This is a genomic window from Leekyejoonella antrihumi (genome assembly GCF_007845645.1).
In the GTDB taxonomy this organism is placed as follows: Bacteria; Actinomycetota; Actinomycetes; order Actinomycetales; family Dermatophilaceae; genus Leekyejoonella; species Leekyejoonella antrihumi.
Genome location: NZ_VCQV01000019.1, coordinates 1 through 14715, shown reverse-complemented (window position 1 = coordinate 14715; position 14715 = coordinate 1). Strand labels below are relative to the sequence as shown.

The 14715-nt window shown below is 64.3% G+C and carries 12 protein-coding genes; 8 read left to right on the top strand and 4 right to left on the bottom strand.

Annotation, left to right across the window (positions count from 1 at the left end):
- Positions 1-56 precede the first annotated feature (56 nt).
- On the top strand, positions 57-2429 hold the full coding sequence (locus FGL98_RS13695; RefSeq protein WP_146317360.1) for a bifunctional salicylyl-CoA 5-hydroxylase/oxidoreductase: 2373 nt from the start codon (positions 57-59) through the stop codon (positions 2427-2429).
- A 91-nt stretch (positions 2430-2520) separates the two neighbouring features.
- Here FGL98_RS13695 and FGL98_RS13690 read toward each other — a convergent pair whose 3' ends face one another.
- From FGL98_RS13690 to FGL98_RS13680, 3 genes are read right to left on the bottom strand one after another with little or no spacing between them, the layout of a single operon-like run.
- Positions 2521-3450, bottom strand: coding sequence for a ribokinase (locus tag FGL98_RS13690; protein ID WP_146317359.1), 930 nt, complete (start codon positions 3448-3450; stop codon positions 2521-2523).
- On the bottom strand, positions 3450-4142 hold the full coding sequence (locus tag FGL98_RS13685) for a nucleoside/nucleotide kinase family protein (protein ID WP_146317357.1): 693 nt from the start codon (positions 4140-4142) through the stop codon (positions 3450-3452). Before FGL98_RS13685 ends, FGL98_RS13690 begins: the two co-directional genes overlap by 1 nt.
- Positions 4139-5152, bottom strand: a complete 1014-nt coding sequence (locus tag FGL98_RS13680) for a LacI family DNA-binding transcriptional regulator (RefSeq protein ID WP_146317355.1) — start codon at positions 5150-5152, stop codon at positions 4139-4141. The genes FGL98_RS13685 and FGL98_RS13680 overlap by 4 nt, the downstream gene beginning before the upstream one ends.
- Positions 5153-5421: 269 nt before the next feature.
- Here FGL98_RS13680 and FGL98_RS13675 point away from each other — a divergent pair, with 269 nt between their 5' ends.
- Genes FGL98_RS13675 through FGL98_RS13665 form a run of 3 tightly spaced genes read left to right on the top strand, consistent with a single transcriptional unit; the run spans position 5422 to position 8333 of the window.
- The gene (locus tag FGL98_RS13675; RefSeq protein WP_246136543.1) at positions 5422-6507 is read left to right on the top strand and encodes a substrate-binding domain-containing protein; all 1086 of its coding nucleotides are present in this window, start codon (positions 5422-5424) and stop codon (positions 6505-6507) included.
- A 6-nt stretch (positions 6508-6513) separates the two neighbouring features.
- Positions 6514-7542, top strand: a complete 1029-nt coding sequence (locus FGL98_RS13670; protein ID WP_146317351.1) for an ABC transporter permease — start codon at positions 6514-6516, stop codon at positions 7540-7542.
- A complete protein-coding gene (locus FGL98_RS13665) occupies positions 7539-8333 on the top strand; it encodes an ATP-binding cassette domain-containing protein (protein WP_146317349.1) in 795 nt (264 codons plus the stop codon). Before FGL98_RS13670 ends, FGL98_RS13665 begins: the two co-directional genes overlap by 4 nt.
- A gap of 166 nt (positions 8334-8499) precedes the next feature.
- Here the strand turns inward: FGL98_RS13665 and FGL98_RS13660 are convergent, their stop codons facing one another.
- A complete protein-coding gene (locus tag FGL98_RS13660; RefSeq protein ID WP_186526169.1) occupies positions 8500-9801 on the bottom strand; it encodes an MFS transporter in 1302 nt (433 codons plus the stop codon).
- A 121-nt stretch (positions 9802-9922) separates the two neighbouring features.
- Between FGL98_RS13660 and FGL98_RS13655 the strand changes: the two genes are divergently transcribed.
- The 4 genes from FGL98_RS13655 to FGL98_RS13640 all read left to right on the top strand — a co-directional run bounded on the left by FGL98_RS13655 (position 9923) and on the right by FGL98_RS13640 (position 14653).
- Positions 9923-10774, top strand: coding sequence for a LysR substrate-binding domain-containing protein (locus FGL98_RS13655; RefSeq protein ID WP_146317345.1), 852 nt, complete (start codon positions 9923-9925; stop codon positions 10772-10774).
- A 582-nt stretch (positions 10775-11356) separates the two neighbouring features.
- Positions 11357-12301 carry an ABC transporter permease gene (locus tag FGL98_RS13650; RefSeq protein WP_146317343.1) on the top strand — a complete coding sequence of 315 codons (945 nt, stop codon included), beginning with the start codon at positions 11357-11359 and terminating at the stop codon, positions 12299-12301.
- A 308-nt stretch (positions 12302-12609) separates the two neighbouring features.
- A complete protein-coding gene (locus FGL98_RS25455) occupies positions 12610-13170 on the top strand; it encodes an ABC transporter permease (RefSeq protein WP_186526168.1) in 561 nt (186 codons plus the stop codon).
- A gap of 73 nt (positions 13171-13243) precedes the next feature.
- A complete protein-coding gene (locus FGL98_RS13640; protein ID WP_186526167.1) occupies positions 13244-14653 on the top strand; it encodes an ABC transporter substrate-binding protein in 1410 nt (469 codons plus the stop codon).
- The last annotated feature ends 62 nt before the right edge of the window (positions 14654-14715 follow it).

The following is a 14715-nucleotide window of genomic DNA, read 5'->3' as shown; positions in this document are numbered from 1 at the left end:
GAACCCAACCTATTGCGTCTTGACTACGACCGTCAAGAAGGCGCTATATTTTGAGTATGCGTATCGCAGTGATCGGCGGCGGCCCCGGTGGGCTCTACTTCGCGGCCCTGGCCCAGCAGCTCGCCCAGCAGGGCGGCACCTCGCACGACATCACCGTGTGGGAGCGCAATGCAGCGGACGACACATTCGGCTTCGGGGTGGTCTTCAGCGACGAGACCCAGGGCGGCATCGAGCATGCCGATCAGGCTGTATACGACCAGATGCAGCGGGAGTTCGCGGTCTGGGACGACATCGATGTGCACTTCAAGGGCCAGGTGATCACCAGTGGCGGACATGGGTTCGCCGCGATGTCGCGCAAGCGGCTGCTGCAGATCCTCCAGGAGCGGTGCGCGCAGCTCGGGGTCACCGTGCACTTCCAGACGCAGGCGCCGGACGTCGAGGAGCTGTCGGCCAGCCACGACCTGGTGGTGGCCGCGGATGGGGTGAACTCCGCCGTGCGCGCCCGCTACGCCGACACGTTTGGCCCCGCCATCGACGTTCGCGACTGCAGATACATGTGGCTGGCGACCGACAAGGTCTTCGACGCGTTCAAGTTCTACATCGCGCAGACGCCGGCCGGGGTGATGCAGATCCACGGATACCCCTTCGACGCGACGGGATCCACCTTCATCGTCGAGATGGCCTCGCAGGTATGGCGGGCGGCCGGCTTCGACGCGTTCGCCGACCGGGAGTTCGCGCCGGGGGAGTCGGACGAGAAGTCGATCGCGATGATCAAGGAGCTGTTCGCCGACGTGCTCGACGGGCACGAGGTGATCGCCAACAACTCGCGGTGGATCAGCTTTGCCACGGTGCGCAACCAGACCTGGCGGCACGAGAACGTGGTGATCCTGGGGGACGCCGCGCACACCGCGCACTTCTCGATCGGCTCGGGCACCAAGCTCGCGATGGAGGACGCCCTGTCACTTGCGGCCTGCCTGCACGAGTCGGTCAGTGTTGATGAAGCACTGGTCACCTATGAGGCGGAGCGCAAGCCCGTCGTCGAGTCGACCCAGCGCGCGGCGCAGGCCAGCCTGGAGTGGTTCGAGCACCTGGGGCAATATGTCGAGCAGGACCCGATCCAGTTCGCGTTCAACATCATGACCCGGTCGCGGCGGGTGACCTATGACAACCTGCGGGTGCGTGATCCGGAGTTCGTGGCACGGTGTGACGAGTGGTTCGCGCAGCACGTCGGCGCCGATGAGATTGCGCCGCCGATGTTTACGCCGGTGACGCTGCGCACCCGATCCGGCGAGGGGATGCAGCTGAACAACCGGGTGATCGTCTCGCCGATGGACCAGTACGTCGCGACCGACGGGCTGCCGGGGGACTTCCATCTGGTCCACCTGGGCGGCAAGGCGCTGGGAGGCGCCGGCCTGGTGATGACCGAGATGGTGTGCACCTCTCCCGGAGGGCGCATCACCCCGGGATGCACGGGGATGTGGGCGGACGCCCAGCGGGACAGCTGGGCGCGGGTGGTGGACTTCGTGCACGCGTCATCCTCGGCGCGGATCGGCATACAGCTGGGTCACTCGGGTGCGAAGGGCTCGACCAAGCTGATGTGGGAGGGCATCGACCAGCCTCTGGATGCTGACAACTGGCAGGTTGCAGCGGCCTCGCCCGTGCCGTATCGCGAAGGTGTGAACCAGGTGCCGCGAGAGCTGACGCGGTCTGAGCTGGACGGCATACGGGAGGAGTTCGTGAACGCAGCTCGGCGGTCGGCGCGGGCCGGCTTCGACGTGCTCGAGCTGCACTGTGCGCACGGCTACCTGCTCTCCGGGTTCTTGTCACCGGTGACGAACAAGCGCACCGACGAGCTCGGCGGGGATGTGCACGCCCGGCTGCGGTATCCGCTGGAGGTGTTCCGGGCGATGCAGGAGGTGTGGCCAGCGGATCGCCCGATGACAGTGCGGATCTCGGCGACCGACTGGGTGTCGGACGGACAGAGCCTGGACGACGCGCTGGAGGTGGCGCGAGCGTTTGTTGATGCAGGTGCCGCGGCGATCGACGTATCGACGGGGCAGGTCACCTCGGACGAGCGACCCGCATTCGGCCGCAGCTATCAGACGCCGTATGCCGACGCGATCCGCAACCGGCTCGGGGTGCCGACCATCGCGGTCGGGGTGATCTCCTCCTACGACGACGTGAACTCGCTGCTGATGGCCGGCCGCGCCGATCTGTGCGCGCTCGGTCGCGTGCACCTTTATGAGCCGAACTGGACGCTGCATGCGGCGATCGAGCAGGACTACGACGGTCCCGGAGCCGTGTGGCCGATGCCGTGGCGGGCGGGTCGCCGTAAGCCGCAGACCGGCCGCACCGACGGTCCGAAGCCGCGGCTGCAGCTGATCCGCGAAGGTGAACAAGGCACCCGCCACCGCCGCTGGCGCCCGTAGCCTCGCCGACAGGCATACTTCACCCCGACAGGTCCACCAATTTGGTATGCCGCTCACCGGGTAGGTATGCCTCTCGGCGCGATGTGGCCGGTCAGCTCTCTGCGGCACTTCCACCATAGAACAGCGCATGCTGAGCGGCGACCTCTTCGCGCAGCGGCACCGACGTCTGTGCGCCGGGCGACTGAACCGCCAGCGAGGCTGCAGCACAGGCATGTTCGAGCGCGGACCGGTACCCCATGCCACCGGCCAGCGCCGCAGCCAGCACCCCGCAGAAGGTGTCACCTGCAGCCACGGTGTCCACCGCCTGCACAGATGGCGCGGCGACCGTGATCGTCGGCTCTGCATACCGGAGGAGCTGCGCACCCTGTGCGCCGAGCGTGATCACCACGACCGGGAACAACGCCACCAGGTGGTTGAGTGCATCCTCGAGGTCGTCGCGCCCAGCAAGGTCGCGGGCCTCGTGCTCGTTGACGATCAGCACGTCTACCTCCGCCTGCAGCGCCGGCTCCAGCGGGGCCGAGGGGGCGGCGTTGAGAACGAATGCGACTCCTTCCTTCCGGGCAGCAGCCGCTTCGGCAAGCACATCCTGCGGCACCTCGAGCTGGCCGAGCACGATGCCGGCCGACCGGATGATGGCCAGCGCCGCGGCATTGACCTGGACATGTCCGTTCGCGCCGGCGACGACGATGATCGTGTTCTCGCCATGTTCGTCAACCGTGATGAAGGCTTGCCCGCTCGGACCGTCGACGGTGGCGACGCCGGCGCGGCCGACCCCGCTGTCGGCCAGGGCCTTGCGCAGCAGGTGGCCCTCGGCGTCGTCACCCAGTGCGCCGACCATCGAGGTGCGAGCGCCGGCCGCACGGGCGGCCGCCACCGCCTGGTTCGCGCCCTTGCCGCCAGGGCTGCGCGTGATCCCGGTGGCCAGCAGAGTCTCGCCGCCGCCCGGAAGCCGCGGCACGGCCACGCTGAGGTCCAGGTTGATGCTTCCGACGACGACGACGTGTGCTGCGGGCGGTGCCATCAACTCTCCTCTGGGTTGCCCGATGACGCCTCGCCACTGGCGTTCGGGGACAGCGACACGACGAGGTCGGCGCGTATGGCGGAGGCCTCGACCACGGCTGCGTTGCGCTCGTCGTTGCCGAAGGTCCAGGCCTTCGCGTCGACTGCTGATCGCCCGTGGAGCTGGTGGCGATGAATGAGGCGATCCAGCCTGGTGTCGTCGGCGAGCGTGAGATACCAGACGTCGTCCAGGAGGTCCCTGATCCCCTGCCACGGGCCGGAGTTCAGCAGCAGGTAGTTGCCCTCGACCACGATGAGCGGTGCGTCTCGTGGGATCGGCAGCGCACCGGATACGGCCTGCTCGATCTCACGGTGGAACTCTGGCGCGTAGACGATCGGTTCGTCCTGTGCGCGTAGGCGTATGAGCAGCGCGCGAAAGCCGCTGGCGTCAAACGTCTCGGGCGCTCCCTTGCGTGACGTGAGGCCGAGGTCGGCCAGCACCTCGTTGGCCAGGTGAAATCCGTCAAGGGGCACGCGGACTGCGTCGGCGCCGAGTTCGCCACACAGCGCTGCCGCGAGGGTGCTCTTGCCAACCCCGGGCGGGCCGGCGATGCCGAGCAGCCGGCGCTCTCCCGGAACGATGAGGCGGCGTGCCCGGTCTACGAGGTCGGTCAGCGTGGAAGAGGTGATGCCCTGCCGATGATGACCGCTCATTGCGCTCGGGTCTCGCTGCAGCCACAGGACCGTCTGCGGTGGAACGTGGGTGGAAGGGCGTGCCGTTCAGTCTCGCCGGTGTATCCGCCGATGCGACGCAGCAGCTGCTTGGTCGCAAGTCTGCCCATCTCGGGGATGGGCTGCGCGATCGTGGTGAGCGCCGGTGACATCAGGTCTGCCCACTCGAAGTCATCGAATGCTGCGAGGGCGACGTCGTCGGGGACTCGGCGCCCAAGATCGCGCAGACCACGCAGCGCACCGATGGTCATCGCGTTGTTTGCCGTGATGATCGCCGTCGGGGGACGGGAAGTCGCCAGCAGCGCACTCACGGCCCGGCGTGCAGGGTCGATCTGCGAGCCGCCGGATCGGACCAGCTTGCGATCAAACGAGAGGCCCGCCCGTTCGATCCCCAAGCGGTAGCCCTCGAGGCGTTCGACCGTCGTGGACAGCCCCGTGTGGCCGCTGATGAAGCCGATTCGGTCGTGGCCGTGCTCAACCAGGTGAGCCACGAGCTGGGCTGTGGGTTCGATGTTTTCGACGCCAACCTCATCGAACCGGCGGTCGCCGAAGCGGTCGATCAGCACCGTTGGGGTGCCGCTGTTCGCGAGGATGTCGAGCACCGGCTCGAGGTCGCGGGCTGCGGGAGCAAGGATCACGCCGTCGACGCGACGATCGAGCATCACCTTGACCTGCTTGGACTCATCGACGGTGTTCTCGTGGTTCTCGGTGAGCAGCAGGGTGTAGCCGCGCCTGCGGGCGGTCTTGTCGATGTCCGAGACGAGCGGCGCGAAGAACGGGTTGGACAGGAAGGACATGACGATGCCGATGAGCATGGTGTTCTGTGTCGCGAGCGCCCTGGCAACGCTGTTGGGGGTGTAGCCGGTGTCGGCCACGGCCTGAAAGACCTTGGCGCGCAGCGCTTCGCTCACCGGCCGGGTGGCATTCAGCACGTGCGAGACAGTCGTACTCGACACTCCGGCGGCTGCTGCGACGTCAGTCATCTTGACCATGTGTGCGCCTCCCTTTCTGGGAAACCTATCGGACTCCTCTGTGCAGTCCGCACGCACTGCCGGGGGGCCCCGCGTCCATTAAACAGCCTGAACATATTTACTCGCAAGCGCTTGCCAAAGCGCTTGCGAGCGATCTACCGTTGTGATCTGAGGCACAAATAGGGCCTTAAGAGCGGGAAGCCAGGAGGTTCGGTGCAATGACGAGTGCTGGAATGAACATGGTCCGTAGGCGTGCGCGGGGAGCCGTCTGCCTCGCGAGTGCGGGAGTGATGGCTGCCACCCTGGCAGCCTGTGGTGGGAGCGGCAGTAGCAGCGCAAGCTCGACTGCCTCCGGAGCGAGCGGCGCCAGTGCGGCGAGCAGTAGCGGCGGCAGTGGAGCCGGCAAGATCAAGGTCGCGCTGATCCTGAAGGAGTTCACCAACCCCTACTGGATCTCGATGGAGAAGACCGCCAAGCAGGAGGCCGCCAAGAAGGGCGTCACGCTGCATGTGACAGCGGGCAACTCGGATGACGACACGACCTCGCAGATCACTCAGATCGAGCAGGCCGTTGCCGCGGGCGACAAGGGAATCATCATCGCGCTCAACGGAGACGCCGTGAACAAGGCGCTCACCCAGGCGAAGGCGGCCGGTCTGGTGGTGGTCGCGGTCGACACCCCACCGATCCCGGGAAACATCGCTGACGTCACCTACGCGACGGACAACACGGCGGCCGGCGTATTGGATGGCAAATGGGCCGCAGCCAAGTTGAACGGCAAGAGTGCAGACATCGCCATGCTCGATGACCTCGCCAATCAGGTGATCACCGTCGATGTCGACCGAGACCACGGCTTCCTGAACGGGATGGGTATTCCGGTGGGCAACCCCAACGTGAATGGCAAGGAGCCCACCAGCGGGAAATACACCGGTGGCAAGGGCGGCACCTACAAGATCGCCTGCCAGCTGCCGACCAACGGTGCGACGACCGGCGGCCAGACCGCGATGGAGACGTGCCTGTCGAAGGACTCAAACATCAACCTCGTGTATGCCATCAATGAGCCCGCCGCGGAGGGCGCTGCGCATGCCTTGAAGTCCGCAGGTAAGACGGGTGTCACAGTCGTCGCCATTGATGGCGGCTGCAGCAACCTGCCGTTCGTCAAGAGCGGTGAGATCGGCGCCACCGCAGGGCAGTTCCCCGGCAAGATGGCGCTGGAAGGCGTGGATGCCATCGCCCAGTTCGCCAAGACCGGCAAGAAGCCGACCAACCAGGCAGGCAAGGACTACTTCAACACCGGGACCAAGCTGTACACCGACTCTCCGCAGTCTGGCGTGCCGAGCATCACCACTGCGGCCGCATCCAAGGTCTGCTGGGGCTGAGCCGCAATGGCCGAAAACCTCGTGACCGCTCCCGCCGGCCCACCATCCGCCGACGCCAAGTCGCGTGGTCCTGGTAACACCGTGCAGCACCTGCTGCACGCACACCCGTCGCTGGGCCCACTCGTGGTGCTCATTGTGGCCGCGATCATCTTCGACCTGATCAATGGACGCTTCTTCAGTGCGGCGAACTTGTCGATCATGCTGCAAGAGGCCGCCGTCATCGGGCTGCTGGCTCTGGGCCAGAGCATCATCATCCTCACCGCAGGGATCGACCTGTCCGTTGGTGCGGCCATGATCCTGGCCCAGATGGTGATGGCCGGCTTGGCGATCAACTCGGGCTGGCCGGTGGCTCTCGCCATCTTGCTCGGACTGCTCGTCGGCCTGCTGACCGGGCTCATCGACGGTGTGCTCGTCACCCGCTTCCACGTGCCGCCCTTCATCGGCACGCTGGGCACACTCGGTGTCTTCACCGCGCTCGGGCTGTTATATGCCAACGGTCAGACGCTGACCCCCGGACCAAACAGCCTGCTCGTGTGGACCGGCACGGTGATTCACATCGGCTCGTTCTCTCTGACAACCGGTGTGCTGATCATGTTGGCGCTCTATCTCGTCGTCGGGTTCATCCTGGCTCGCACGGCCTGGGGCAAACATGTGTATGCCGTGGGGGACGAGCCCGAGGCCTCTCGCCTCGTCGGGATCAACACGACCCGTCTGCTCCTCAGCGTCTACCTGCTCGCAGGTCTGGTCTATGCCATCGCTGCATGGGTGCAGATCGGGCGAGTCGGCGATGCCAGCACCGATATCTCGTCGACCCTCAACCTGGACAGCATCACTGCCGCGGTCATTGGCGGAATCAGTCTGTTCGGTGGTCGCGGAGTGGTCCTTGGCACCCTCTTCGGCGCGCTCATCGTCCAGGTCTTCCAGAACGGCTTGGCTCTGGCCGGCGTGCAAGACCTCTACCAACAGCTCGCAGAAGGCCTGCTCGTCATCCTGGCAGTTGCCGTCGACCAGTGGATTCGAAGGGTACGCAAATGACGTCGCAGGACGAAAACGGACCGTCAGACACCAGCAGAACACCAGTACTCGCAGCGACGGGCCTGACCAAGTCGTACGGGCGCGTCGAGGCCCTGCGCGGCGTCGACTTCGAGCTGCTCCCCGGAGAGATCCTTGCGGTGATCGGCGACAACGGCGCCGGCAAGTCGACGCTGATCAAGTGCCTGTCCGGTGCCACCACACCCGACAGCGGCCAGCTCTATCTCGACGGTGAGGAGGTGACGTTCCGCAATCCGCAGGCTGCCCAGGATGCCGGCATCGAGACGGTGTACCAGACCCTTGCCGTCGCGCCGGCACTCGACATCGCCAGCAACCTGTTCCTCGGGCGTGAGCTGCGCAAGAAGGGCCCGCTCGGCGGGCTGCTGCGGGTGCTGGACTTCGCCGAGATGCGAAAGCAGGCCAAGGATCACGTCAGCCGCATGGGCATCGAAACGCTCCAGGACATCACCCAACCGGTGGAGACCCTGTCCGGTGGTCAGCGTCAGGCGGTCGCTGTGGCCAGGGCCGCCGCCTTCGGGAGCAAACTGGTCATCCTCGATGAGCCGACGGCCGCACTCGGCGTGCGCGAGTCCGGGCAGGTGGTCAAGCTGATCAGGCAGTTGCGGGACAACGGGCTGCCAATCGTGTTGATCAGCCACGACATGCCGAGCGTCTTCGAGCTGGCAGACCGCATCCACGTGCAGCGGCTTGGACGGCGCGCGGCCGTGATCTCGCCCAAGACTCACACGATGAACGACGCCGTCGCGATCATGACCGGAGCGCGTGCCGCGTGACACCAGCCCTCGTGCAACGTGCGGCGACCTGGACTTCGTTTTCGCCGAGAGGCATACTTCACCCCCGACAGGTCCACTAATTTGGTATGCCGCTCACCGGATAGGTATGCCTCTCGGCGAGCGGGCACGCGCCTCAACCATCGGGTGTGAAGGCCCGGACCTTGCGCTATCGGTGGACGACTGCGAGCAGCGGTCGACGGGATCGGTTGGAGCGCACGGCCAGTCGTAGGTGCCCGAGGTTCGCGAGGTGAATCGCGATGCACGCGGTGGCCAGTGCAGGCACCACGCCGGCAAGGAGCATCCCGGTCTGCGGACCCGCGTGCTCGTCGAGATAGCCGATCAGTGGTCCGCCGATGGCGCCGCTGCCGGTGAAGACCAGGAGATAGAGCCCCATCACCCGTCCGCGAATGCTGTCCTCGGCCGCGAGCTGCACGGTGGCATTCGCACCGGTGAGCAGCAGCAGCGTGAGCGCCCCGACGAGCACGAGCAGGACGGCATACACCATCTCGCTCGGGGCGGCGCTCGCCACCAGGTAGGCGCCGGCGAGCGCGGCGGCGACGAGTGCCGTCGTGCGCAGGCGAGTGTTGGCCCGCCGCGCGGCGAACAGCGCACCGGCCAGAGAACCGACGGCAAGCACCGAGCTGAGCATCCCGTATCCTCCTGCACTCGAATGAAATACAGTCTTGGTGTAGGCCGCGAGCGTGACCGGCAGGTTGATGGTGAACAGGCCGAAGATGCCGGCCAGCACAATTGGCCAGAGCACGTGCGGCCGCTGCGTGACATACCGCAGGCCGTCGCGCAGCTGCCCGCGGTGGGCAGCAACTCGTGGAATGTGGTGCAGCTCGGTGTCGCGGATCAGCAGCAGCATGGTGATCGGGCCGAGATAGGAGATCGCGTTAATTGAGAACGCCCAGCCGATCCCGACGATGTTGATCAGCACACCGCTGATGGCAGGGCCGATCAGCGCGCCCAGCTGGAAGACCGAGGAGTTCAGGCCGATGGCATTGCGCAGCTGGTCCGGGCCGACCATCTCATTGACGAACGCCTGCCGAGTGGGGTTGTCGATGGCGATGACCGAGCCGAGCGCGAAGGCGACCGCATAGACGTGCCACACCTGCACGTTGCCGGTGAGCACGAGCGTGGCGAGCACGGTGGCGAGCAGAGCCATCAACGTCTGCGTGCACAACAGGACTTGCCGCTTCGGATAGCGGTCCGCGACAAGGCCACCGACCAGTCCGAAGAGCAACGTGGGGAGTGCTTGCAGCGCCGTGGTGATGCCGACGGCGGTGGCGCTGCCGGCAAGAGTGAGCACCAGCCAGTCCTGCGCGATGCGCTGCACCCAGCTGCCGGTGTTGGAGCAGAGCTGGCCTCCGGCGAATAGCCGGTAGTTGCGGGTCTGCAGGGAGCGGAAGGTGGTCTGCCAAGGGTTTGCGGTCGGTGGGCGGGTCGCGCGCAGTGCGGCGGTCACGTCAGGTTTCCAGTCTTGTCCGGTCGGGTGCGATGTCCTCCATCCTTCCGGCAGCAGAGCCCTCATCCAAGCCAATGAGTGGTATATCTCTTATTATCAATTGCAATAAGGAGTCGGCGTCGTGTATCCCCCCGAGCTGTTACGCACGTTCCTGGCCGTGGCGCAGTCGTTGAGTTTCACCCGTGCCGCCGAACTGCTCGAGATCCGCCAGCCCACCGTGAGCCAGCACATTCGCAGGCTTGAAGAGGCAGTTGGCAGAACGCTCTTCGTGCGCGACACCCGCACGGTCAGACTGACCGCGGACGGTGAGGCGATGGCACGCTTCGCCCGCACGATTCTGGCGGCTCAGGAGCAGGCCGTCGACTACTTCAACGGGTCCGGTCTTGCCGGACGGCTGCGGGTGGGCGTCACGGACGACCTCGCCCTGACTCCGCTGCCGAAAATCCTGCGCCAGTTCCGCCAGGCCTATCCGAGGGTGGACCTCGATCTCACCGTGGCGCAGAGTCCGAGCCTGCATCGGCGGATCGAGTCGGGTCACTTGGATGTGGTGTTCGTCAAGCGGGGGGTGAAGGAGCGCGGTGGTCAGTTGGTGCGGCGCGATCGACTGGTGTGGGCAGGCCCGGAGGGCGTGCGCTTCGATCCCGCGCAGCCGGTGCCGTTGGTGGTGTACCAGGCGCCGAGCCTGACCCGCACGATTGGCATCGAGGCGCTGGGAAAGGCCGACATGGCATACCGGGTCGGCTGCACGGTGCGCGGCGTGAACGGCGTGATCGCCGCGGTGCGTGCGGGTCTTGGGCTGGGGATCTTCGCGCGCAGCCTGATCCCTGAGGAGCTGGTCGAGCTGTCGGCGGGAGTCGGTCTGCCGACGCTTGGCGAGATCGACCTGGTGCTGCTGACCAACCCGCACGTGGACTCCGCGCCGGCGGACGCGCTGGTGCAGGCGATCCTCGCGAGCGGTCACCCCACACGTTGACGCCTCCCAACGAGTCCTTCCCGTCGACCGACGGTTTATCGGGGGTGCGGGCAGTATCCCGAGGGAAAACCACGGTGCCACCACACTATTCACAAGTACTTTCGTGAACGTGGCCCCCGCGGGCGCACGAGTCGTCGAGCCTTGCGCCCTCGGTCTTCGTGTCTGCCCACTTGTACCGCGTCGCGATCGCCTCGGTCGCTGCGTGCTGTTCGCCACCGTCAGTCCCATCTGCACGCCCAGCTGCTCCCCACGCCTCGGCCGGCGGGCCCGCCTCTGCGCGCGCATTTTTGATGGGTCAACGCGGAGCATTGACAGTGACGAAACTCACCTGTAGCGTCCCGTCTGTAAGTAATTACTTGCTGAAGTGACCTGGATCCAGCCACCTTCGGCGATCGGTGGATAGTTGCGCAGGCGGCCGCCCAGGTAAGGGACCCGGCTTCCTCGCCCACCCGTTCTCAGTCAGTACCTCACGCTCGACTTATCCGTGCCGAACTCGCGATCAGGAGGCCCAAAGGTGATCGAACGTATTCGCTTTCTCGCGGGGTCCGCTGCGTGGTATCTGTACTGCGCGGAGGGTCCCTCATGATTCGATATCTGTCCCGACGAGTCGGCCTGAGCGTTGTTGTCCTGTGGCTCCTCAGCGTTCTAGCTTTCGCGATGGTCAGGCTCATCCCGGGAGACCCGGCGCTGGCGTTCGCCAACACCGGATCCAGCGTGGAGTCCATCGCTGCCATCCGAAAGAACCTGGGCCTGGATCGCCCGCTGTTCACGCAATACATCGACTGGATCCATGCGTTTGTTCAAGGCAATTTTGGGACCTCCTTGACTCAGCCCGTGCAGATCATGCCAGAGATCCAGCAGCGTTACCCGCTCAGCTTTCAGTTGGCAATTATGGCCTTGATCATTGCCTTGTTGATCGGCGTTCCGTCCGGGATTGTCGCGGCTCGACGGCCCGGTTCATGGGTGGACACCGTCGTCCAGTCGAGCTCATTTCTACTGCTCTCTTTCGCGCCTTTTATCATCGGGGCCTTACTGGTTCTGGTCAACTCATTGACCGTTCACTGGCAGATCAGCGGGTATGTCCCACTCACCGAGGATCCAGTTCGTAGCGTATTACTACTGCTGGCCCCGGCGGTTTCCCTGGCCATTCCGGTTGCCGCAAACTTGTGTCGATATACTCGCGTGTCGATGATCGCAGAGTTGGAGCAGCCGTACATTCGCACTGCCCGGTCTAAAGGCGCGTCGGAGATGCGTCGAATATTTCGACATGCGGTACGAAATGCTCTGATTCCGGTAGTGACCATTGTGGGCCTTGATCTGGGTGCCTTGATCGGTGGAACAATTGTCGTCGAGACGGTCTTCTCGCTTCCCGGAATGGGCAGCCTGTTGGTTGGCGCACTTAATACGAGTGACTATCCCACCATACAGGCGTGCGTGATCGTGATTGGTGCTACATATGTTGTCATCAACCTAGCCATTGACTTGCTCTATCCGATCGTCGACCCACGGGTAAGGGTTTCTTCATGACCAGCAGCGTAAGGATCACGACGGGCCCTGAGTCTCTCGGTTCTCCTCCCTCAAGAGCGACACATACTGCGCGGTGCAATTTCCCATTGTGGATAGCGCTCATCCTCCTCTTAGTCCTTGTCCTCCTGGCCACTGTCGGTGTTGCGCTCTCAGCGTATGATCCGAATGCGATTGGTGCTGCACGGTTTGTCTCCCCATCCTGGAGCCATCTTCTAGGCACGGACAATTTGGGTCGAGACACGTTCACTCGGACAATCGTTGCCGCGCGTTCAGACCTCAGCGTGTCGTTCCTTGCCACACTTATCGCGATGTTTGTTGGCACCACGGCCGGTCTGCTCGCGGGCTATCACGGTGGTTGGATCGACAATCTGATTATGCGTGCGACGGACGTCGCCCTGTCGATCCCGGCGATTCTCTTCGCACTCCTTGTCGGCGTCACGTTCGGTTCGGCAGTATGGATCCTCGTGATCACACTCGGGCTCATATTCTCTCCTGTCTTCGCCCGGGTCATGCGAGCGCCAGCGCTAGTCCTCAAGCAGCGAGAATTTGTTATGGCTGCGCGCTTAAGCGGCCTTACCAACGGCCGAATAATTGTCCGACATCTGCTGCCGAATGCGCTCGGCCCCCTCTTGGTCCAGTTCGGGAATACTGCATCCATCGTGATCATGCTCGAGGCAAGCTTGGGGTATCTGGGCCAAGGCGTGCAGCCTCCGGATGCGAGTTCGGGCCGTATGGTCAGCGATGCCCAGCCATTCCTTGCCTTGGATCCAATGATGATGGTTGCTCCAATATTGCTCATCGTTGTGATGACATTCTCGTGGAACTTGCTGGCTGACGGAGTACAACGGTGGCTTGCGAACAGGCATTAGGCGGGCAGTCAGCCGCGCTCAAAAGATGCGATACCTTCCCTCACTTCCTTCTAAACCCTCAGGAGACATCATGATGAATCGACGTCTGGCTTTGGCAGCGCCCCTGGTGCTCGCGACCGCAGTTGTCGCCGCCGGCTGCTCAAGTTCGGGTTCCTCAAGCGCGGGCGGATCGACGCAGAACAACGCTGCAAGTTCTTCACCGGTCAAGGGCGGCACGCTGACGTACGGGGAGATCGCCGACCTAGGAGCCGGCGGGTTCGACCCGTACGCGACAGTCGCGGCTCCAAACTTTGGGTACATCGAGCAGATCTATCAGCCTTTGCTGAGTCAAAACGCCCAAGGCAAGATTACGGCTGGAATCGCAGACACCTGGAAGCAGACCAGCCCAACTGTCTATACCTTCCATATCCGTCCAGGGGTCAAGTTCAGCGATGGCTCGGCTCTTACGGCCAGCGACGTGGCGTTCTCACTACTTCAGATGCGCGACAAGGGCCTGGACCAGGCGCAGTATTACACCGATGTGAAGACCGTGACCGCGCCCGACGCCAGCAATGTCAAGGTTGTTCTCAAGGCGCCGTCGGCGAGCTTCCTGCAGGTTGTCAGCAACCCCACTACCTGTTTCATCGTCAAGAAGTCGTGGTACTTGTCGACGTCTTCGACGAAGCGGCAGTCGATGACGAACGGCACCGGCCCCTTCACCTTGAAGAGTTGGCAGCACGGCGCGCAGGTGACGCTTGACGCAAACTCGCACTACTGGCAGAAGGGGGAGCCCTACCTGTCGAGCGTTGTGTTCAAGGTGGTTCCTGACGATCAGACCCGGCTGGCCGATTTGGAGCAGGGCTCGGTCAACATGATGTGGACGAAAGACCCGACACAGGCCAATCAGGCCAAGAGCGCAGGACTTGTTGTCGGCCAGGGCGGCGCATCACGCACGGTGCCCCTCGACATCAACGCCACGCAAGGTCCGTTAGCGAATCTTGAGGTCCGGCAGGCCATCTCCAAGGGCATTGATCGTCAGGAGATCATCGCTCTCGCAGTGGGTGGGCAAGGCGCTCTCAGCCTCAATATGCCTCCCGGCGCGGGTGGCATCAAGCCGACCGCGGCAACGCCGAACTTTGCATATGATCCAGCCGGTGCCAGAGCCCTGCTGAAGAAGGCGGGTCAGACCAACGTGACTGTTCCGCTCACCTACTCCTCGGATGCTGCGTTCGCTCTCGATGTCCCAATGGTGGAGGCGGTCAAGAGTCAACTCAGCAAGGTCGGAATAAATGTGCAGTTGCACGGCGTGCCGTTCTCGGTGGCGCTATCGCAGGCGCTGTCCGGCAAATACACCGGCATGCTCCTGATGCCACTCGCTTACAGCCCGACCCCTTCAGGTTACCTGCGCTTCATGCAGAACACGCCGCAGAACGTCACCGGGGCCCAGGGGTCTGGACATGGTGGGATCGTTCATGAGTTGTCAGGCTGGTCTTTGACGGTGTAGACGATCTTGAGGTTCGTGCCAGGATAGGTCGTCTCGGTGTCGGTCAGCTGCTGACACAGTCC